16 protein-coding genes and 1 other RNA gene are annotated in these 19,158 nt (G+C 61.9%); 9 read left to right on the top strand and 8 right to left on the bottom strand.

What is annotated here, in order from left to right; translation table 11 throughout:
- Nucleotides 1–237: 237 nt before the first annotated feature.
- From zipA to ffs, 4 genes are all read left to right on the top strand, one after another.
- Entirely contained in the window at nt 238–1,092 is an 855-nt protein-coding gene (zipA, locus tag KW840_RS18410) for a cell division protein ZipA (protein ID WP_008050196.1), read from the top strand.
- Nucleotides 1,093–1,183: 91 nt separating this feature from the next.
- A complete protein-coding gene (ligA, locus tag KW840_RS18405; protein WP_218496733.1) occupies nt 1,184–3,541 on the top strand; it encodes an NAD-dependent DNA ligase LigA in 2,358 nt (785 codons plus the stop codon).
- A gap of 211 nt (nt 3,542–3,752) precedes the next feature.
- A complete protein-coding gene (locus tag KW840_RS18400; protein ID WP_218496730.1) occupies nt 3,753–4,919 on the top strand; it encodes a putative zinc-binding metallopeptidase in 1,167 nt (388 codons plus the stop codon).
- A gap of 111 nt (nt 4,920–5,030) precedes the next feature.
- Nucleotides 5,031–5,127, top strand: an RNA gene (ffs, locus tag KW840_RS18395) — signal recognition particle sRNA small type.
- A 60-nt stretch (nt 5,128–5,187) separates the two neighbouring features.
- Here the strand turns inward: ffs and KW840_RS18390 are convergent.
- Nucleotides 5,188–5,985 carry an ABC transporter substrate-binding protein gene (locus KW840_RS18390; protein WP_057715682.1) on the bottom strand — a complete coding sequence of 266 codons (798 nt, stop codon included), beginning with the start codon at nt 5,983–5,985 and terminating at the stop codon, nt 5,188–5,190.
- A gap of 123 nt (nt 5,986–6,108) precedes the next feature.
- Here KW840_RS18390 and dnaX point away from each other — a divergent pair, with 123 nt between their 5' ends.
- The 5 genes from dnaX (at nt 6,109) to KW840_RS18365 (ending at nt 11,944) form a co-directional block, all read left to right on the top strand.
- Nucleotides 6,109–8,190, top strand: coding sequence for a DNA polymerase III subunit gamma/tau (gene dnaX / locus KW840_RS18385; protein WP_218496728.1), 2,082 nt, complete (start codon nt 6,109–6,111; stop codon nt 8,188–8,190).
- A gap of 67 nt (nt 8,191–8,257) precedes the next feature.
- Nucleotides 8,258–8,596: a YbaB/EbfC family nucleoid-associated protein gene (locus KW840_RS18380; protein WP_007971455.1), complete on the top strand. Its 339-nt coding sequence runs from the start codon at nt 8,258–8,260 to the stop codon at nt 8,594–8,596.
- 277 nt (nt 8,597–8,873) lie between these two features.
- Entirely contained in the window at nt 8,874–9,905 is a 1,032-nt protein-coding gene (locus KW840_RS18375; protein WP_057715680.1) for an NADP-dependent oxidoreductase, read from the top strand.
- 79 nt (nt 9,906–9,984) lie between these two features.
- Nucleotides 9,985–10,587, top strand: a complete 603-nt coding sequence (gene recR / locus KW840_RS18370; RefSeq protein WP_057715679.1) for a recombination mediator RecR — start codon at nt 9,985–9,987, stop codon at nt 10,585–10,587.
- Nucleotides 10,588–10,795: 208 nt separating this feature from the next.
- Entirely contained in the window at nt 10,796–11,944 is a 1,149-nt protein-coding gene (locus KW840_RS18365) for an acyl-CoA dehydrogenase family protein (RefSeq protein ID WP_057715678.1), read from the top strand.
- A 139-nt stretch (nt 11,945–12,083) separates the two neighbouring features.
- Here KW840_RS18365 and KW840_RS18360 read toward each other — a convergent pair whose 3' ends face one another.
- The 7 genes from KW840_RS18360 to KW840_RS18330 form a co-directional block, all read right to left on the bottom strand.
- Nucleotides 12,084–12,632 (bottom strand): adenine phosphoribosyltransferase, encoded by a 549-nt coding sequence (locus KW840_RS18360; RefSeq protein ID WP_008057870.1) that lies wholly within the window; start codon nt 12,630–12,632, stop codon nt 12,084–12,086.
- Between the two features lie 80 nt (nt 12,633–12,712).
- Nucleotides 12,713–13,447, bottom strand: a complete 735-nt coding sequence (gene fnr / locus KW840_RS18355; RefSeq protein WP_046041331.1) for a fumarate/nitrate reduction transcriptional regulator Fnr — start codon at nt 13,445–13,447, stop codon at nt 12,713–12,715.
- A gap of 90 nt (nt 13,448–13,537) precedes the next feature.
- Nucleotides 13,538–14,920: an oxygen-independent coproporphyrinogen III oxidase gene (gene hemN / locus KW840_RS18350; RefSeq protein ID WP_218496893.1), complete on the bottom strand. Its 1,383-nt coding sequence runs from the start codon at nt 14,918–14,920 to the stop codon at nt 13,538–13,540.
- A gap of 201 nt (nt 14,921–15,121) precedes the next feature.
- Entirely contained in the window at nt 15,122–15,805 is a 684-nt protein-coding gene (locus KW840_RS18345; RefSeq protein ID WP_218496725.1) for a sulfite exporter TauE/SafE family protein, read from the bottom strand.
- A complete protein-coding gene (ccoS, locus tag KW840_RS18340) occupies nt 15,798–16,016 on the bottom strand; it encodes a cbb3-type cytochrome oxidase assembly protein CcoS (RefSeq protein WP_056721958.1) in 219 nt (72 codons plus the stop codon). The genes KW840_RS18345 and ccoS overlap by 8 nt, the downstream gene beginning before the upstream one ends.
- A 22-nt stretch (nt 16,017–16,038) precedes the next feature.
- On the bottom strand, nt 16,039–18,492 hold the full coding sequence (locus tag KW840_RS18335) for a heavy metal translocating P-type ATPase (RefSeq protein ID WP_218496714.1): 2,454 nt from the start codon (nt 18,490–18,492) through the stop codon (nt 16,039–16,041).
- A 119-nt stretch (nt 18,493–18,611) separates the two neighbouring features.
- Nucleotides 18,612–19,151, bottom strand: a complete 540-nt coding sequence (locus KW840_RS18330) for a FixH family protein (RefSeq protein WP_218496713.1) — start codon at nt 19,149–19,151, stop codon at nt 18,612–18,614.
- Nucleotides 19,152–19,158: the final 7 nt, after the last annotated feature.

Genomic DNA, 19,158 nt, shown 5'->3' with positions numbered 1-19,158 from the left:
GTTTGCGGTTTGTAGGACTCTTTTCCTGGCTTCGACTTGCTGGCCAATCGACATATTCGCGCTAGCCAACGTGGTAGACGGTGTAAAGTTGCCTTTGGTCGTGCTAGTTTAATGTCAATTTTTCGTATACGTGGGCAAAACACCTGTCAGAACATAGAGTTGGCGCCACGTTTTAAAGCGGTTTGCAGGTTGTAAACCCCTTATTTTTCAGCATTTTTTATAGAGGCACGGGATTACATGGAAATCGGTCTGCGCGAGTGGCTGATCGTCATCGGCATTATTGTCATTGCCGGTATTCTTTTCGATGGCTGGCGCCGTATGCGCGGCGGCAAGGGAAAACTGAAGTTCCGTCTTGATCGAAGTCTGTCCAACCTGCCGGACGAGGACAGCAGCGCCGAGCTGCTGGGCCCGCCGCGCGTGCTGGACGCACATAAAGAGCCGCAACTGGACGAGCAGGATCTGCCGTCGGTGAGCATGCCGGCCCGGGAGCCTCGCGAGTCGGGCTCCAAACGCGGCAAGCGTGGCCACAGCGAGCCTTCCCAGGGCGACATGAACCTCAGCCTGGATCTGGACGGCGGCCCGAGCTTCAGCAGCCGCGACGACGATTTCCCGGACGACACCAAGTCCGCGCCAGCGGTCAACGACAAGGATCAGCCGCAAGCTGAAGAAGTGCTGGTGATCAGCGTGATCTGCCGCGACGCTGCCGGCTTCAAGGGCCCGGCGCTGTTGCAGAACATTCTGGAGAGCGGTTTGCGTTTCGGCGAGATGGATATTTTCCATCGCCACGAAAGCATGGCCGGCAACGGTGAAGTGCTGTTCTCCATGGCCAACGCCGTCAAGCCTGGCGTATTCGACCTGGACGACATCGACCACTTCAGCACCCCGGCGGTGAGTTTCTTCCTGGGCCTGCCAGGTCCTCGCCATCCGAAGCAAGCCTTCGACGTGATGGTGGCAGCGGCGCGTAAACTGTCCCAGGAGCTCAACGGTGAGCTCAAGGACGACCAGCGCAGCGTGCTGACCGCCCAGACGATCGAGCACTACCGTCAGCGCATTGTCGAGTTCGAACGCCGCGCCCTGACCCAAAAACGTTGATTGAAATGGTTATTCCCGCGCGGTGCGCGGGATGATCGGCAAAACAGATTGAGCAGCCTCGGCTGCTCTTTTGCTTTATGAGAGAACACCCATGACCGCCGCCAAGAACCGTATTTTAGAGCTGCGCGCTGAGCTGGATCAGCACAACTATCGTTACCACGTGCTCGACGAACCGAGCATTCCGGACGCCGAGTACGACCGCTTGTTCAGCGAGCTCAAGGCTCTGGAAGCGGCCAATCCCGAACTGATCACCAGTGACTCGCCAACCCAGCGAGTAGGCAGCGCGGCGCTGTCGGCGTTTACCCAGGTGCGTCACGAAGTGCCGATGCTCAGTCTGGGCAACGCCTTCGAAGAAACCGACATGCGTGAGTTCGACCGCCGGGTGACCGAAGGCCTGGACCTGCCGGCGGGCGACCTGTTCGGTGGCGGCGCAACCGTTGAATATAGCTGTGAGCCCAAGCTTGATGGGCTGGCCGTCAGCCTGCTGTATCAGGATGGCGTGCTGGTGCGCGGCGCGACCCGCGGCGATGGCACCACCGGCGAAGACATCAGCGTCAACGTGCGCACCGTACGCAACATTCCGCTCAAGCTGCACGGCACCGGCTGGCCGGCGACCTTGGAGGTGCGCGGCGAAGTGTTCATGTCCAAGGCCGGTTTCGAGCGGCTCAACGCCACGCAACTGGAAGTCGGCGGCAAGACCTTCGCCAACCCGCGCAACGCGGCGGCGGGCAGTTTGCGCCAGCTGGACTCGAAGATCACCGCCAATCGCCCGCTGGAGTTCTGCTGCTACGGCATCGGCCAGGTGTCGGCGGACATCGCCGATACGCACATCGGCAATTTGCAGCAACTCCAGGCCTGGGGCATGCCGATCAGTCATGAGTTGAAACTGGCGCACGGCATCGCCGAGTGCCTGGATTACTACCGCGACATCGGTGAGCGTCGCAGCGCGCTGCCGTATGAAATCGACGGCGTGGTGTTCAAGGTCAACAGCATTGCCTCCCAGCGCGAACTGGGTTTTCGTGCTCGTGAGCCACGTTGGGCCATCGCCCACAAATTCCCGGCGATGGAAGAACTCACCGAGCTGCTCGATGTGGAATTCCAGGTCGGCCGCACCGGGGCGGTGACGCCGGTGGCGCGTCTGAAACCGGTCAAGGTCGCGGGCGTCACGGTGGCCAACGCCACCTTGCACAACATGGACGAAGTCGCGCGCCTGGGCCTGATGATCGGCGACACGGTGATCATCCGCCGTGCCGGTGACGTGATTCCGCAAGTGGTGCAAGTGGTCATGGAGCGTCGTCCGGAAAACGCCCGACCAGTACAGATTCCCGAGCAATGTCCGGTGTGCGGTTCCCATGTCGAGCGCACGCAACTGATCAAGCGCAGCAAGGGGCGCGAAACGGTCAGTGAAGGCGCGGTGTATCGCTGCGTCGGTCGGCTGGCCTGTGGTGCGCAACTCAAACAGGCCATCATTCACTTCGTGTCCCGTCGCGCCATGGACATCGAAGGCCTGGGTGAGAAGAGTGTCGAGCAACTGGTCGACGAAGGCTTGGTGAGCTCGCCTGCGGATCTGTACGCCCTGACCTTCGAGCAGATCGTCGATCTGGAAGGCTTTGCCGAACTGTCGAGCAAGAACCTGCTCGGCGCCATCGAAGACAGCAAGAGGCCGGGGCTGGCGCGGTTCATCTACGCCCTGGGGATTCCTGATGTCGGCGAGGAGACAGCCAAGGTCCTGGCCCGCTCCCTGGGTTCGCTGGAGCGGGTGCAACAGGCCTTGCCGCAGGTGCTGACGTACTTGCCGGATGTTGGCCTGGAAGTCGCGCACGAGATCCACAGTTTCTTCGAGGATGAGCATAACCAGCAGGTGATCGCTGATTTGCTCAGGCATGGCCTGCAGATTCAGGATCAGGGCGAGTTGGGTGCCGAGTTTTCGGCGAGCACCACGCTGGGCGGTTTCCTCGACAAACTGCATATCCCCTTGGTAGGGCCGGGCGGGGCGCAGAAACTGGCGGACAAATTCGGCTCGCTGCAGGCGGTGATCGATGCTGACTGGCTCGATATGCGCCAGGCGCTGCCGGAAAAACAGGCCAATTCGGTGCGCGAGTTCTTCGCGGTCGAGGCCAATCGCCAATTGGCCGAAGCGGCGGAGAAGCAACTGGCCGATTTCGGCATGCACTGGCAGAGCGAGAAGAAGGTCGTTGAAGGCTTGCCACTGGCCGGGCAGACCTGGGTGCTGACCGGCTCCCTGGAACTGATGAGCCGCGATGTGGCCAAGGACAAGCTCGAAAGCCTCGGCGCCAAGGTCGCCGGCTCGGTGTCGGCCAAGACCCATTGCGTGGTGGCTGGGCCGGGTGCCGGTTCGAAGTTGACCAAGGCCAATGAGCTGGGCTTGAAAGTGCTGGATGAAGAGGCACTTATCAAAACGTTGCGCGAGTATGGCAAGACCGATTAAAGGCGCGATTTAAATGTGGGAGCGAGCTTGCTCGCGATGAGGGCGTTACTGCCGACATTAATATAGGCTGATCTGCCGCCATCGCGAGCAAGCTCGCTCCCACAGGTGTTGCGCTCGACTTGCTATCAGGTGCAAGCATTCCATTCGCACCATGGGAGCAATCATTTCTTGGAAATGATCTAGTCTTGGCAAGCCCCAGGGAGAGATCGCCATGTACCCTTTCTTCGAGCAACTCAGCTCGCGCATCGCCGCGCCGTTCATGGGCGAAAGCTCGCGCAACAGCAAGGTCTGGTCCTGTCGTTGCGGGCAGTCGCTGTTCTTTCGCAACAGCCAGTGCCTGGCCTGTTCAGCGGCGTTGGGTTATCAGCCGGAGCAGAGTCGCTTGTCTGCGCTGCAACCGGGTGTGCAGGCAGGCACCTGGCGGCTGGATGCCGATCCCGGGGCGGGCCTGTTTCGACGCTGCGCCAATCTCGACTCCCCGGCGGCCTGTAATTGGTTGCTGCCTGCCAATGACCGTGACGTCTTGTGCATTGCCTGCAGCCTCAATCGCACCATTCCTGACCTATCGATAGCCGACAACCACGAGCGCTGGCGCAAGGTGGAAACCGCCAAGCGGCGTCTGGTCGCGCAACTGGTCAGCCTGGGGTTACAGGTGATTCCCAAAGCCGTCGATGAAGACGCGGGCCTTGCCTTCGATTTCATCGGCGTGGACCTCGAAGGCAAACCGCCCACTACCGGGCACGCCAATGGCCTGGTCACCCTCGATATCAAGGAAGCCGACGATGCGCACCGTGAGCAGGTGCGAGTGCAAATGCGCGAACCCTATCGCACGCTGCTCGGGCATTTTCGTCACGAAGTCGGGCACTACTATTGGGATCGATTGATCGCCCATGGCCAGTGGCTTGAGCCTTTTCGCGGATTGTTCGGCGATGAGCGCGCCAGCTATGCCGAAGCCCTCGAGCGGCATTATCAGCAGGGCGCACCGCTCGACTGGCAGCAGCACTACGTCAGCGCCTATGCGACCATGCATCCGTGGGAAGACTGGGCGGAAACCTGGGCGCATTACCTGCACATGATGGATGCGGTGGACACCGCGCTGGGGTTTGGCATGAGTGCCCGGGAAATGGACTTCGACTATCAGCCGTTTCCACCTCAAACCCTTTACGATCCGCAGCATCCCGGCGGCGCGGCGTTCCTGTCGTTCGTCAATGCCTGGATCGAACTGGCCGGCATGCTCAACGAATTGTCACGCAGCATGGGGCAGCCGGATTTCTATCCGTTCGTCCTGCCGCCAGCGGTCATTGCCAAGCTGCACTTTATTCACCTGGTGATTCAGCAGGAGGGCGGCAGGGCGGACGAGGTGCTTGAGGCGCAATAGCAAGTGCTTGAAGCCCCTCATGTTTTTAATCCGAAACCAACGGTTGTAACTTCGCCTCAGATAGGTACAATGGCGCGGCTCGCCGACAGGTGAGCGTCGTTATGGTGACCCTATCGGTCCCCCCGCAACGATCAGCCGTGAACCCGGTCAGGCCTGGAAGGGAGCAGCCGCAGCGGTGACATTGTGTGCCGGGGTGTGGCTGGTAGGGTTACCACCTTAACGCCACGCGAGTGTTCTCTCGCGTTATCTTTCTGAAATCAGACTTTCGCTAGCTGCCAGGATCTTCTCCGGGGCGGTTTTTTGCCGTTTGCGGTTTATCCACAGCCGCAGGCTCGCCACCGATATACAGCCGAACAACCTCATCGATCTCCCCGGACATCTTCATTCGCGCCAAGGTGCGCAGGATGCTCTGCACCGGGATCTTCGGGTCGTTGCGAACGTAGCAACCGATTTGGTTTTCCTGCAGCACTGCCACGCCTTGCAGTTGCTGCTCCGGCAGCAGGCGGTGATTGAACCAGTCCAGGCTCCATTGATTGCTGACGGCATAGCGATTGCGGCCGGCCAGGAGCTTTTCCAGCACTTGTTCCTGATTGCGTGCGTCGTCGCGCTGCAGTTGGCCGGTGTCGAACAGCGGCTGCAGGGTCGGGTAGCTGTAACCGAGCACGGTGCCAATGGGCTGTTCCGGCAAGTCGGCGGGGTTGACTGCGCCGGGCGGCGCATGCCGGGTGATCAACAAGTCAGGTTGAATGAAGAGCGGGATGCTCCAGAGATAATCGTCAGGCTGATCGGGCAGCCACGATTGCGCGGCATAACAGCGGACATCGACCTCGCCTTGCGCCATGGCGTTTTCCACCCGCCCGCGAGGCAACACATGGAATTCGGCCGGCACGCCGACCTGAGTCGCGAGGCTGAGCATCACGTCATACAAGATGCCCTGGGTCGGCTTGCCCCGTTCAAGCTGCACCATGGGCATGGTCCAGCTGTCGGATATCACGAAGCGCAGCGGTGCTTGCGCAGCCACGCCGTCCAGGCTGATCAACAGCAATGCCCCCAAGGCCAGCCGCATAAACACTCCGTTAAAAGCCCCCGATGTGCAGCTTAGCCACAATACACGAGCGCACCGGATGCAATTTGTCCCTTGCTCCGCTAGCATTAGCCGCTTCTGCTTCCTTCGCTGCGACGGTTTTCGATGAGTTATCAGGTTCTTGCACGTAAATGGCGTCCGCGCTCGTTCCGCGAAATGGTCGGCCAGACCCATGTGCTCAAGGCTCTGATCAATGCCTTGGACAGCCAGCGGCTGCACCACGCCTATCTCTTTACCGGTACCCGTGGGGTCGGCAAGACCACCATCGCGCGGATCATTGCCAAATGCCTTAACTGCGAGACAGGTATCACTTCGACCCCCTGTGGCGAATGCTCGGTGTGTCGCGAAATCGACGAAGGCCGCTTTGTCGACCTGATCGAGATCGACGCCGCGAGCCGTACCAAGGTCGAAGATACCCGCGAACTGCTCGACAACGTGCAGTACGCCCCGAGCCGCGGGCGCTTCAAGGTCTACCTGATCGACGAAGTGCACATGCTCTCCAGCCATTCCTTCAACGCACTGCTCAAAACCCTTGAAGAGCCGCCACCCTACGTCAAGTTCATCCTGGCGACCACTGACCCGCAGAAACTTCCTGCAACGATTCTGTCGCGGTGCCTGCAGTTCTCCCTGAAGAACATGACGCCGGAACGCGTTGTCGAGCACCTGACCCACGTACTGGGTGTCGAGAACGTGCCGTTCGAAGACGATGCGCTGTGGCTGCTGGGCCGTGCCGCCGACGGGTCGATGCGTGATGCCATGAGCCTGACCGACCAGGCGATTGCCTTCGGTGAAGGCAAGGTCATGGCCGCCGACGTGCGGGCGATGCTCGGGACCCTCGATCACGGGCAGGTCTACGACGTCCTGCATGCCCTGATCGAAGGCGATGCCAAGGCGTTGCTCGAAGCCGTCCGCCATCTGGCCGAACAAGGCCCGGACTGGAACGGCGTGCTTTCGGAAATTCTCAATGTGCTGCACCGCGTTGCCATCGCCCAGGCCTTGCCGGAAGGTGTCGATAACGGTCACGGCGACCGCGATCGCGTGCTGGCACTGGCCCAGGCGTTGCCGGCCGAAGACGTGCAGTTCTACTACCAGATGGGCCTGATCGGGCGCCGCGACCTGCCGCTGGCGCCGGATCCCCGGGGCGGTTTTGAAATGGTGTTGCTGCGGATGCTGGCGTTCCGGCCCGCAGACACCGCGGATGCCCCGAGGCAACCGCTAAAGCCAGTGGGGATCAGCCAGGCCACAGTTGATTCCGCAAACTCAGTGGCTGCCGCGCCAGTTGTTGCGCCGGTAGTCGCTGCGGCCGTTGCACCGATAGCGGCTGCGCCAGTGGCAGCTCCAGTGCCTGCACCGGAACCGGTTGCGCCAGTCGTTGTGCCAGAACCTGCGCCTGTGCCTGTGGTTGAAGCGGTCGTGGTCGAAGAGGTTGTCGACCTGCCGTGGAATGACCCGGTCGAGCCAGCGCCCGTCCAGCAACCGGCGGCAGAGCCGGTGCTGGAAACCGCCAGCGAACAACCCGAATTACCGCCAATGCCGTTGCCGACGCCGGACAGCGTGGTGCCGGACGCCCCGGAGTGGGCCGCCGCGCCGATCCCGGAACCTTCGGTGGCCGACGTCGATGCCGCGACGCCGGGCATGGACCTGGATGACGAGCCGCCGCTGGACGAGGATTACATCGAGCCGGACATGGATTCGGCCTACAGTTACCTCGACGAACTGGCCAGCGAGCATGCCGCCGACCCGGCTCCGGAGCCCGAGCCTGAGCCCGCGGCGATGCCGGCCACCGGTCTGGCCCTGCAATGGCTGGAGCTGTTCCCGAAATTGCCGATCTCCGGCATGACCGGCAGTATCGCCGCCAACTGCACGCTGATCGCGGTCGATGGCGACAATTGGCTGATGCACCTGGACCCGGCCCACAGTGCCTTGTTCAACGCCACTCAACAGCGGCGCCTCAACGATGCGCTGAACCAGTATCACCAGCGCACGCTGACCCTGAGCATCGAGCTGATCAAGCCCGAGCAGGAAACCCCGGCACAAGCGGCTTCGCGCCGCCGCGCCAACCGTCAGCGCGAGGCAGAGGAATCGATCCACGGTGATCCGTTCATCCAGCAAATGATGCAGCAGTTCGGTGCAGTGGTCCGTAACGATACTATTGAACCTGTCGACGCCCTGGTCACTCAGAGCTAATAACTGAAGGCACCTGGCCGCATGGGCCGGGCGCTGTTTTAATCCAAGTACTTTTGAGGTGATTACCATGATGAAAGGTGGCATGGCCGGCCTGATGAAGCAGGCGCAGCAGATGCAGGAAAAAATGGCCAAGATGCAGGAAGAACTGGCCAACGCCGAAGTCACCGGTAAGGCCGGTGGCGATATGGTCACCGTGGTGATGACCGGTCGTCATGACGTCAAGAGCGTGACCATCGACCCAAGCCTGGTCGAAGGCATGAGCGAAGACGACAAGGAAATGCTGGAAGCGGTCATCGCATCCGCGGTCAACGATGCCGTGCGCAAGATCGAAGCCAACAGCCAGGACAAAATGGGCAGCATGACTGCCGGCATGCAACTGCCGCCGGGCATGAAACTGCCATTCTGATTCGCCTTCAGGCGGCAGATGAGTTACAAAAATGCCAGGCATAGCGCCTGGCATTTTTGTTTTCGGCATTGGAGATGTAGTGTCTGGAATGCCGTCATCGCGAGCAAGCTCGCTCCCACAGGGGGGGTGCATTCCAAATGTGGGAGCGGCGGTGCGGCGATCCGACTTGCCCGCGAAGAATTCGCCTCGGTCTTGCTGAATAAACATCGAACGCCATACCGCCACAAAGGTCTGCTCCCTACATCACTGAACCTCATCGATCACAGGAGACGCTGCCATGTCCGACCCCATGACCCTCAATCAACGCATTGTCCTGGCTTCTCGCCCGGTGGGCGCGCCAACGCCGGAAAACTTCCGTATGGAGCGGGTGGCGCTACCGGACCTGGCCGACGGTCAGGTGCTGCTCAAGACCGTTTTCCTGTCGCTGGATCCCTACATGCGCGGGCGCATGAGTGACGCACCGTCCTACGCCGCACCGGTGGAAATCGGCGAAGTCATGACCGGGGGCGCTGTCAGCCGGGTCGAGCGCTCGCTCAATCCGAAGTTTCAGGAAGGTGATCTGGTGGTCGGTGCCACCGGTTGGCAAAGCCACAGCATCAATGACGGTCGCAGCATCATTCCGATTCCCGCGCTGCCAAGCCCTTCGATGGCTCTCGGGGTACTGGGTATGCCGGGTATGACCGCTTACATGGGGCTGATGGACATCGGCCAGCCGAAGGCCGGCGAAACCCTGGTGGTCGCAGCGGCGTCCGGGGCGGTGGGCTCGGTGGTCGGCCAGGTGGCGAAGATCAAGGGGCTGCGCGTGGTCGGTGTAGCGGGCGGTGCGGAAAAGTGCCGTTATGTGGTCGACGAGTTGGGCTTCGACGCCTGCATCGACCACAAGAGCCCGGACTTTGCCGACGAACTGGCGCAAGCCTGTCCCAAGGGCATCGACATCTATTATGAAAACGTCGGCGGCAAGGTATTCGACGCCGTGGTGCCATTGCTCAACCCCAAGGCACGGATTCCGCTGTGTGGCTTGATCGCGTCCTATAACGCCCATGAGGCGCCGAGCGGCCCGGATCATCTGCCACTGTTGCAGCGCACCCTGTTGACCAAGCGAGTGCGCATCCAGGGCTTCATCGTGTTCGATGACTATGGTGATCGCCAGCCGGAATTCCTCAGTGCCATGGCGCCCTGGGTGCGCGATGGCAAGGTGAAGTTCCGCGAAGACGTGGTCGATGGCCTGGAACAGGCGCCTGATGCGTTTATCGGCCTGCTGGAAGGGCGCAACTTCGGCAAGCTGGTGGTTCGGGTTTCCCGGGACTGAGTAATTCACGCTGCAATTTGACGCTCAACCGAGGCGCGGGTATAAACCGCGTCTCGTTGTTTTGTCGGACTTTTCCACCATGAGCTTCAGCCCTTTGATTCGCCAACTGATCGACGCCCTGCGAATTCTGCCAGGCGTGGGTCAGAAAACCGCCCAGCGCATGGCGTTGCAGTTGCTCGAGCGTGACCGCAGCGGCGGCTCGCGCCTGGCGCTGGCCCTGAGCCAGGCCATGGAAGGGGTCGGTCACTGCCGCTTGTGCCGTACGCTGACGGAAGATGATCTGTGCCCGCAATGCGCCGATACCCGTCGCGACGACACCTTGCTCTGCGTGGTGGAAGGGCCGATGGACGTCTATGCGGTGGAGCAGACCGGTTTTCGCGGGCGCTATTTCGTGCTCAAGGGCCATCTGTCGCCGCTCGACGGCTTGGGGCCGGAAGCCATCGGCATTCCGCAGTTGATGGCACGGATCGAAGAGGCCGGCACCTTCACCGAAGTCATTCTGGCCACCAACCCGACCGTGGAAGGTGAAGCCACGGCGCACTACATCGCCCAATTGCTCAGCAGCAAAGGCCTGATCGCCTCGCGCATCGCCCATGGCGTACCGCTGGGTGGCGAGCTGGAGCTGGTGGATGGCGGGACGCTGGCGCATTCGTTTGCCGGGCGTAAGCCGATTTCGCTCTGAGTTCATGTGGCGTCCATGCTGACGCCATCGTCGGATCGCCGCCCGGAGCAAGCTCGCTCCCACATTGGTTTTGTGTGCACCGCAGAACCCCTGTGGGAGCGAGCTTGCTCGCGATGCAGGCGGCGCGGTCCGTCTGAATGACACAATCCTGTTGAAAACCAAGCAAGCGCTCGGTTAACTTCACTGACCCCTTCAGTGGAGCTCGCCGATGTCTGCCTTTCAGGAATACTTCGACCCCAGCCACCAATTGGTCCGCGACAGCGTCAGACGTTTCGTCGAGCGCGAGATTCTTCCTGACATCTCGCAGTGGGAAGAAGCCGAAAGCTTTCCTCGCGAGCTCTACCTCAAGGCCGGCGCGGCGGGGATTCTCGGCATCGGGTACCCGGAGGCCTACGGAGGCAGCCACGAAGGGGATCTGTTCGCAAAGGTTGCCGCCAGTGAAGAGTTGATGCGTTGTGGCTCAGGCGGGTTGGTTGCCGGCCTGGGGTCGCTGGATATCGGCTTGCCGCCCATCCTCAAGTGGGCCCGACCCGAAGTGCGGGACCGAGTGCTGCCCCAGGTGCTGTCGGGAGAGAAGATCAGCGCCCTGGCCATCACCGAGCCCGGCGGCGGTTCCGACGTCGCCAACCTGCAAACCCGTGCCGTGCGCGACGGTGACTTTTACCGGGTCAGTGGCAGCAAGACCTTTATCACCAGCGGCGTGCGCGCGGATTTCTATACCGTCGCAGTGCGAACGGGCGAACCGGGTTTCGGTGGCATCAGCCTGTTACTGATCGAGAAGGGCACACCGGGATTCACCGTAGGACGGCAGCTGAAGAAAATGGGCTGGTGGGCGTCAGACACCGCTGAACTGTTCTTCGATGATTGCCCAGTGCCCGCAGGAAACCTGATCGGCGCCGAGAACATGGGCTTTGCTTGCATCATGGGCAACTTCCAGAGCGAACGCCTGGCCCTAGCATTGATGGCCAACATGACCGCACAGCTGGCGCTGGAAGAGAGCCTGAAATGGGCGCTCGAGCGCGAAGCCTTTGGCAAACCGATCGGCAAGTTTCAGGTGATCAAGCATCGCCTCGCCGAGATGGCGACCGCGCTGGAGGTGTCCCGGGAGTTCACATACCGCCAGGCCGCGAAAATGGCGGCGGGGCAGAGTGTGATCAAGGAGATTTCCATGGCCAAGAATTTTGCGACGGATACTGCGGACCGGATCGTGAACGATGCGGTGCAGATACTCGGTGGGCTGGGTTACATGCGCGAGAGCCTGGTGGAGCGGCTGTACCGCGATAACCGCATCCTGTCGATTGGCGGCGGGACGCGGGAAGTGATGAACGAGATCATCAGCAAGCAGATGGGGCTTTGAGCCGATCTTGAATTTAGTGGTGTTGCCGCTGACGCCATCGCGAGCAAGCTCGCTCCCACAGTGGATTGCATTCTTTCTGACAGAACGCGGTCGAATGTGGGAGCGAGCTTGCTCGCGATGGCGGTCTGACCGGCGCCGCTTACTTGTCGCTCAACGCAAACTGCGTCAGGCAGAACGTAGGAATGCCCATGTCTTCCAGACGCTGCGAGCCACCTAGCTCCGGCAGATCGATGATCGCCGCCGCTTCATGCACCCGGGCGCCCATGCGGCGGATCAGGTTGGCGGCGGCAATCAGGGTGCCGCCGGTGGCGATCAGGTCATCGAACATCACCACCGAATCCCCCTCGCATAGGCTGTCGGCGTGCACTTCCAGGAAGGCTTCGCCGTATTCGGTCGCATAGCCCTCGGCCAGCACGTCGGCTGGCAGCTTGCCTTGCTTGCGGAACAGCACCAGCGGCTTGTTCAACTGATAGGCCAGTACCGAACCGATCAGGAAGCCACGGGCGTCCATCGCGCCGATGTGGGTGAAGTCAGCCTCGACATAACGGTGGGCGAAGCTGTCCATCACCAGGCGCAGGGCCGTGGGCGACTGGAACAGCGGGGTGATGTCGCGAAAGATCACACCCGGTTTCGGGAAGTCGATGACAGGGCGGATGAGGGATTTGATGTCGAAGGAGTCGAAGACCATCGTCGTGGTGTCCTGGCAGGGCTGCAAACGACGCAGTATAACGGCGGCTGACCCGTTTCGCTCAGCCGCAACGTTTTGTTTCAGCCTTCCAGTGAGCCACCGGCCAGGGCGCACAGCTGGATCGGGTCGATAATCCGGATTTCCTTGCCTTCTGCCGCAATCAGCTCGTTTTGCTGGAAGCGGGTAAAGACGCGGGATACGGTTTCCACCGCCAGGCCCAGGTAGTTGCCGATTTCGTTACGCGACATGCTCAGGCGGAACTGATTGGCGGAAAAACCCCGGGCGCGGAAACGTGCCGAAAGGTTGACCAGGAAGGTGGCGATGCGTTCGTCGGCGGTCTTTTTCGACAACAGCAGCATCATCTGCTGGTCGTCACGGATTTCGCGACTCATCACCCGCATCAGCTGACGGCGCAACTGCGGCAATTGCAGGGCCAGTTCGTCGAGACGCTCGAAAGGAATTTCACACACCGAGGTGGTTTCCAGGGCTTGTGCCGACACAGGGTGCTTTTCTGTGTCCATGCCCGACAGGCCGACCAGTTCGCTGGGCAGGTGGAAGCCGGTGAGCTGTTCTTCACCGGTGTCGCTCAGGCTGAAGGTCTTGAGGGCGCCAGAACGGACCGCGTAGACAGAATCGAAGGTATCGCCCTGACGGAACAGAAATTCGCCTTTTTTCAGCGGCCGGCCACGTTTGACGATTTCGTCCAGCGCATCCATGTCTTCCAGATTCAGCGAAAGTGGCAGGCAAAGAGGGGCCAGGCTGCAATCCTTGCAATGGGCTTGATTATGAGCGCGCAGTTTTACTGGCTCGGACATTTCTTCAATCCTTGTGGGAATTCACACATAAGACGTAAGGGTAACTCACCATAGGATATCGAGGCCAGTCTGGGGTGCTAGCTTGCAGAATTAGATTACCCGTGAAAATCGCTGGCGACTGTGTTGTTCCAGGTACGCGTCGAACACCATGCACACCGAGCGCACCAACAGTCGCCCGGCGGGCAGGATGGTGATCCTGTCGCGATCGAGTTCGATCAGCCCGTCTTTGGCCATGTATTGCAACTGGGGCCAGAGATCGCCGAAATAGCCTTGAAAATCGATGTTGAAGGCCTGCTCGATGTCAGCGTATTCGAGACTGAAATTGCAGATCAATTGCTGGATGACCGCACGCCGCAGCCGGTCATCGGCATTGCACAGCAGGCCGCGGCTGGTGGCCAGTTGCATGGATGCGAGCGCGTTCTGGTACTGGTTCAGGTCGCTGCTGTTCTGGCAGTACAGGTCGCCGATCTGGCTGATCGCCGACACACCGAGGCCGATCAGATCGCAATGACCGTGGGTGGTGTAGCCCTGGAAATTGCGTTGCAGGGTCGATTCTTCCTGGGCAATCGCCAGCTCGTCGTCGGGCAGGGCGAAGTGGTCCATGCCGATGTAGCGGTAGCCGGCGCTGATCAGTTGCTCGATGGTGCGCTGCAGCATTTCCAGTTTCTGCGCAGGTGTCGGCAGTTCATCGCTGTTGATGCGCCGCTGGGGCATGAAGCGTTCCGGCAGGTGGGCGTAGTTGAACACCGATAATCTATCCGGTTGCAGGCGGATGACCTCTTCCACGGTGCGGGCGAAATTCTCCGGCGTCTGTCTCGGCAGGCCGTAGATCAGGTCGATATTGATCGAGCGAAACTGCAAGGTGCGGGCGGCGTCGATCACCGCGCGGGTTTCTTCCAGGCTTTGCAGGCGATTGACTGCACGCTGCACCGCCGGGTCGAGGTCTTGCAGGCCGATGCTGACCCGATTGAAACCCAGTTCGCGCAGCAGGCCCATGGTCGACCAGTCGGCCTCGCGCGGGTCGATCTCGATGCCGTAGTCGCCGGAGTCGTCGTCCAGCAAATTGAAGTGTTTGCGCAAGTGCGCCATCAATTGGCGCAGTTCGTCGTGGCTGAGAAAGGTCGGTGTGCCGCCACCGAAGTGCAATTGCTCGACTTTCTGCGTAGGGTCGAGGTGGCAGGCGATCAACTGGATTTCCTGTTCCAGGCGCTGCAAGTACGGCTGCGCCCGCCCGCGATCCTTGGTGATGACCTTGTTGCAGGCGCAGTAATAGCAAATGTTCGCGCAGAACGGCACGTGCACATACAGCGACAACGGGCGTTGGGCCTTGCGGCTGTCGCGCAGGGCATGAAACAGGTCGAAGGTGCCGACCTGGCTGTTGAATTGCACGGCGGTCGGGTACGAGGTGTAGCGTGGTCCCGCCAGGTCATAACGGCGGATCAGATCGGTGTCCCAACGAATGGCGTCGAGCATCATGCGGGCATTCCCCCGGATAGGCTGGCAGTGTCAGCCACTTTATGCGAGGGCGGGGTGGGGCATCTTGATTTGCATCAAGGTCAGAATCTTTGTCGTTTGTGAGGGCCTCATCGCGAGCAAGCTCGCTCCCACAGGTTTTGTGTACACAGCGACTCCCCCTGTGGGAGCGAGCTTGCTCGCGATGGGCGCGCCGCCGGTTTAATGCCCCATCAACCAATGCTGATGCGGCCCCGGCAACGTCCAGATGCCAAACAGCATCACCAGCATCCCGCCCGCCATCCGCACGCTGCGCTTGCGCAACAGTGCGGTGATGCGCTCGGCGGCAAGGCCTGTCGCCAGCAGCACTGGCCAGGTGCCGAGCCCGAACGCGAGCATCAACAACGCACTGTCCAGCGCGTTGCCCTGGCTGGCCGACCATAGCAAGGTGCTGTAGACCAGGCCGCACGGCAGCCAGCCCCAGAGCGCGCCCAACAGCAGCGCGCGCGGAACGTTCGACACCGGCAGTAACCGGTTGGCGACTGGCTGGATGTGCCGCCACAGGCCTCGACCGAGGCTTTCGATACGGGTCAGGCCGTTCCACCAGCCGGCCAGGTACAGGCCCATGGCAATCAGCAGTAAGCCGGCGAGGATGCGCAGGAACATCGCCGCCGGGCTGCTGGCCACGGCCCATCCGGCCAGGCCGATCAGCAGTCCGGCACAGGCATAGCTCAGAATCCGGCCCAGGTTATAGGCCAGCAGCAGACGAAAGCGGCGGCTGCGTTGCTCCTTGGGAATCGCCAGGGTCAGCGCGCCCATCAAGCCGCCGCACATGCCCAGGCAATGGCCGCCGCCGAGCAAGCCGAGGATCACCGCAGACACCAGCAGTGGCGTCAATTCAAGCATGGGGCGGGGCCTTGTCGTCCGTTTTGGCCGGTTGGCCGCTGGCCTCGTCGACGGCGGCAGTGTGGTTCGGGTCCTGGTCGTCGAACAGGATGCTGTGGGCCGGGCCGTCAAGGTCGTCGTACTGACCGCTGTCCACCGCCCAGAAGAAGATATAGACGGCGATGGCCACGATCAGCAGCGCAGCGGGAATCATCACGTAAAGAGCTGGCATCTGGACTCCATGCCCGCGCGGCTCAGGCCGGCAGCGGGCGGGTTTCTGGCGTGGTGCCGGGGGCGGGCGCGCTCGGCATGCGAGTCAGGCGCAGCGCGTTCAACACCACGGTCAACGAACTGATCGACATGCCCACCGCCGCCCACACCGGAGTGATCCAGCCGAGGGCGGCGAAGGGCAACATGAGGCCATTGTACAACCCGGCCCACAGAAGGTTCTCGATAATGACCCGACGGGTGCGCCGCGCCAGGCTGAAGGCTTGCACCAGCGCGTCGAGGCGGTTGGACAGCAGCACGGCGTCGGCACTGGTTTTCGCCAGGTCGGTGGCCGAGCCCATGGCGACGCTGATATCCGCAGCCGCCAGCACCGGCACGTCATTGACCCCGTCACCGAGCATCAACACCTTGCGACCTTCCTTGTGCAGTTGTTGCAGGACCTGCAGTTTATCGTCCGGACGCAAGCCACCACGGGCTTCATCGATACCCAGTTCCGCCGCCACGCTGGCGACCATCGGCGAGCTGTCGCCGGACAGCAGCAGCGTGCGCCAGCCACGGGCCTTGCACGCAGCGAGCAGCGCGGGTGCATCGGCACGCAAGCGATCGTCGAGGACGAGCCAGGCCAGCGGCCCCTCGCTGTCGCCGAGTAGCAGCCATTGGCCGGGCTCTTCCGGCATCGATGGCACCATGGCGCCGCTGAGTTCGCAGACAAAACCCGGTTGGCCGATACGCAGACGCCGCCCATCAACCAGCCCCTCCAGGCCAAGGCCCGGTGTGCTGTGGACTTCTTCGGCAGCTGTCGGCGCACGACCGAAAGCGCGGGCGATCGGATGTTCGGAGCGGTTTTCCAGGGCGGCGGCGAGGCTCAGGCATTGATCGCTGTCGAGCGCGCCGAGGGGGCGGATCGAGCGCAGCGCCAGGCGTCCTTCGGTGAGGGTGCCGGTCTTGTCGAAAATCACCGTGTCGATCTGGTTCAGGCCTTCCAGCACATGGCCGCGGGTCAGCAACAGACCGAGTTTGTGCAGTGTGCCGGTGGCGGCGGTGAGGGCGGTCGGCGTCGCCAGCGACAAGGCGCACGGGCAGGTCGCCACCAGCATCGCCAGCACGATCCAGAAGGCTCGCGAGGCATCCAGCTGCCACCACAACAGGCCAATCGCGGCGGCAGCGATCAGCGACAACAGCAGGAACCATTGCGCGGCGCGGTCGGCGATTTCCGCCAGGCGCGGTTTTTCGGCCTGGGCGCGATCGAGCAGGCGAACGATGGCCGAGAGGCGAGTGTCCTGGCCCAGGGCCTGGACCTCGACGGTGAGTGCGCCTTCGACGTTCATTGTGCCGGCGGTGACCGCGTCGCCGAGGGTGCGTGGTTGCGGCAGGTATTCGCCGGTCAGCAGCGACTCGTCGACACTCGACTGGCCGTCGAGGATCTTGCCGTCAGCCGGGAGAATGGCGCCCGGATGAACCAGCACCTGATCGCCGACACGCAGTTCACTGAGCAGAATGCGTTCGCTCTGGCCGTCGGCTGTCAATCGCAGGCACGAGGCGGGCAATAGATTCACAAGCTGCGCGGTGGCGGCGGCGGTGCGCTCGCGGGCGCGGCGTTCCAGATAACGCCCGGCCAGCAGGAACAGGGCAAACATGCCGACGGCATCGAAATACAGTTCGCCGACCCCGGTGATGGACGTCCAGATTCCGGCGATGTAGGCGCTGCCGATGGCCAGCGACACCGAAACGTCCATGGTCAGGTGGCGGGTGCGCAGATCGCGCATGGCGCCTTTGAAGAACGGCGCACAGCTGTAGAACACAATCGGGGTGGTGAGGAACAGCGCGACCCAGCGCAGGATGGTGTGCAGTTCGGGGCTGAGGTCGATGTTGAATTCAGGCCAGGTGGCCATGGTTGCCATCATCGCTTGGAACCACAGCAGACCGGCCACGCCGAGCTGGCGCAGGGCCAGGCGGTTTTCGCTGGCCAGTTGTTCGCTGGCCCGGTCGGCCTGATACGGGTGTGCGGCGTACCCGATGTGACGCAGTTCGCTGAGTACCTGGCTCAGCGGCAACTGCCCATCGGCCCAGCGTACGTGCAGGCGATGGTTGGACAGGTTTAGGCGCGCTTCGGCCACGGCCGGCAAGGTGCGCAGGTGTTTTTCGATCAGCCAGCCGCAGGCCGCGCAACTGATGCCTTCCATCAGCAGCGTGGTTTCGGCCAGTTCGCCATCGTGGCGGACAAAGGGCTGCTGCACATCGGCGCGGTCGTACAGCGCCAGTTCATCCACCAGTTGCACCGGCAGCGCTTCAGGGTTGGCCGAGGCTTCGCTGCGGTGCTGGTAATAGCTTTCCAGGCCACCGGCGACAATGGCCTCGGCCACGGCCTGGCAGCCCGGGCAGCAGAATTCGCGGGTTTGCCCCAGGACCGCAGCGGTGAAGCGGCTGCCGGCCGGGACGGGCAGGGCGCAGTGGTAGCAGGGGAGTGGGGTGGTGGTCATGGAGTATTCACTAGTACTGCTGAATCTCTATCGTCGGATAGGGCCTCATCGCGAGCAAGCTCGCTCCCACAGGGATCAACTGTGGGAGCGAGCTTGCTCGCGATGCGCGAAGCGCGGCTTTACTTTTTCAGGTCTTCGGCACCTTGCAGCGGCTCATCACCGAGCAGCAGATCCTTGTCATGGCTGACCGGTTCCTCTTCGAACATGCGCCAGATGTGCTCGTCCTGAGTGCCAAGCAACTCGACAAAACGCCGGCCTTCGATCTTGTCACTCAACTGGCCGATGTAGCGGCCCTGTTCGGTTTCGCTGCGGGTCAGGATGATCTTGCGATCCTTTTCCGGCTGGGTCGGCGAGATCAGGTTCAGCTCCAGGGTCTTGGGCTGGCTGTCGCCGCTCAGGCGCAGGTCAACCTCGCCAGTCATGCCGTCGAGATGAACGCTGGCGCGCATTTTCAGGGTCTGGGCCAGCAGCTCACGGTCGAGGGAGCGGTTGATGCCTTTGCCGGCCTCGTAGTAGTTGTCGTTGACCAGGTTGTCCGGGTTGTTCACCGCGATGGTCACCATGGACAAGGTCAGGGCCACCGAGCAGGCCAGGATCCCGATGATGATCCACGGCCAGAGGTGCTTGTACCAGGGGCTTGCGGCATTTGCTGCGGGCATGTTCAGT

The organism is Pseudomonas sp. PDM30 (assembly GCF_019218985.1).
GTDB classification, from domain to species: Bacteria; Pseudomonadota; Gammaproteobacteria; order Pseudomonadales; family Pseudomonadaceae; genus Aquipseudomonas; species Aquipseudomonas jessenii.
The sequence above is the reverse complement of the archived record's forward strand: the minus strand, read 5'-3'. Positions and strand labels throughout refer to the sequence as shown.

Bases quoted from the DNA above. Each gene is read 5' to 3' on its own strand.
- zipA (WP_008050196.1), top strand. From the start codon at position 238: ATGGAAATCGGTCTGCGCGAGTGGCTGATCGTCATCGGCATTATTGTC.
- ligA (WP_218496733.1), top strand. From the start codon at position 1,184: ATGACCGCCGCCAAGAACCGTATTTTAGAGCTGCGCGCTGAGCTGGAT.
- KW840_RS18400 (WP_218496730.1), top strand. From the start codon at position 3,753: ATGTACCCTTTCTTCGAGCAACTCAGCTCGCGCATCGCCGCGCCGTTC.
- KW840_RS18390 (WP_057715682.1), bottom strand. From the start codon at position 5,985: ATGCGGCTGGCCTTGGGGGCATTGCTGTTGATCAGCCTGGACGGCGTG.
- dnaX (WP_218496728.1), top strand. From the start codon at position 6,109: ATGAGTTATCAGGTTCTTGCACGTAAATGGCGTCCGCGCTCGTTCCGC.
- KW840_RS18380 (WP_007971455.1), top strand. From the start codon at position 8,258: ATGATGAAAGGTGGCATGGCCGGCCTGATGAAGCAGGCGCAGCAGATG.
- KW840_RS18375 (WP_057715680.1), top strand. From the start codon at position 8,874: ATGTCCGACCCCATGACCCTCAATCAACGCATTGTCCTGGCTTCTCGC.
- recR (WP_057715679.1), top strand. From the start codon at position 9,985: ATGAGCTTCAGCCCTTTGATTCGCCAACTGATCGACGCCCTGCGAATT.
- KW840_RS18365 (WP_057715678.1), top strand. From the start codon at position 10,796: ATGTCTGCCTTTCAGGAATACTTCGACCCCAGCCACCAATTGGTCCGC.
- KW840_RS18360 (WP_008057870.1), bottom strand. From the start codon at position 12,632: ATGGTCTTCGACTCCTTCGACATCAAATCCCTCATCCGCCCTGTCATC.
- fnr (WP_046041331.1), bottom strand. From the start codon at position 13,447: ATGTCCGAGCCAGTAAAACTGCGCGCTCATAATCAAGCCCATTGCAAG.
- hemN (WP_218496893.1), bottom strand. From the start codon at position 14,920: ATGCTCGACGCCATTCGTTGGGACACCGATCTGATCCGCCGTTATGAC.
- KW840_RS18345 (WP_218496725.1), bottom strand. From the start codon at position 15,805: ATGCTTGAATTGACGCCACTGCTGGTGTCTGCGGTGATCCTCGGCTTG.
- ccoS (WP_056721958.1), bottom strand. From the start codon at position 16,016: ATGCCAGCTCTTTACGTGATGATTCCCGCTGCGCTGCTGATCGTGGCC.
- KW840_RS18335 (WP_218496714.1), bottom strand. From the start codon at position 18,492: ATGACCACCACCCCACTCCCCTGCTACCACTGCGCCCTGCCCGTCCCG.
- KW840_RS18330 (WP_218496713.1), bottom strand. From the start codon at position 19,151: ATGCCCGCAGCAAATGCCGCAAGCCCCTGGTACAAGCACCTCTGGCCG.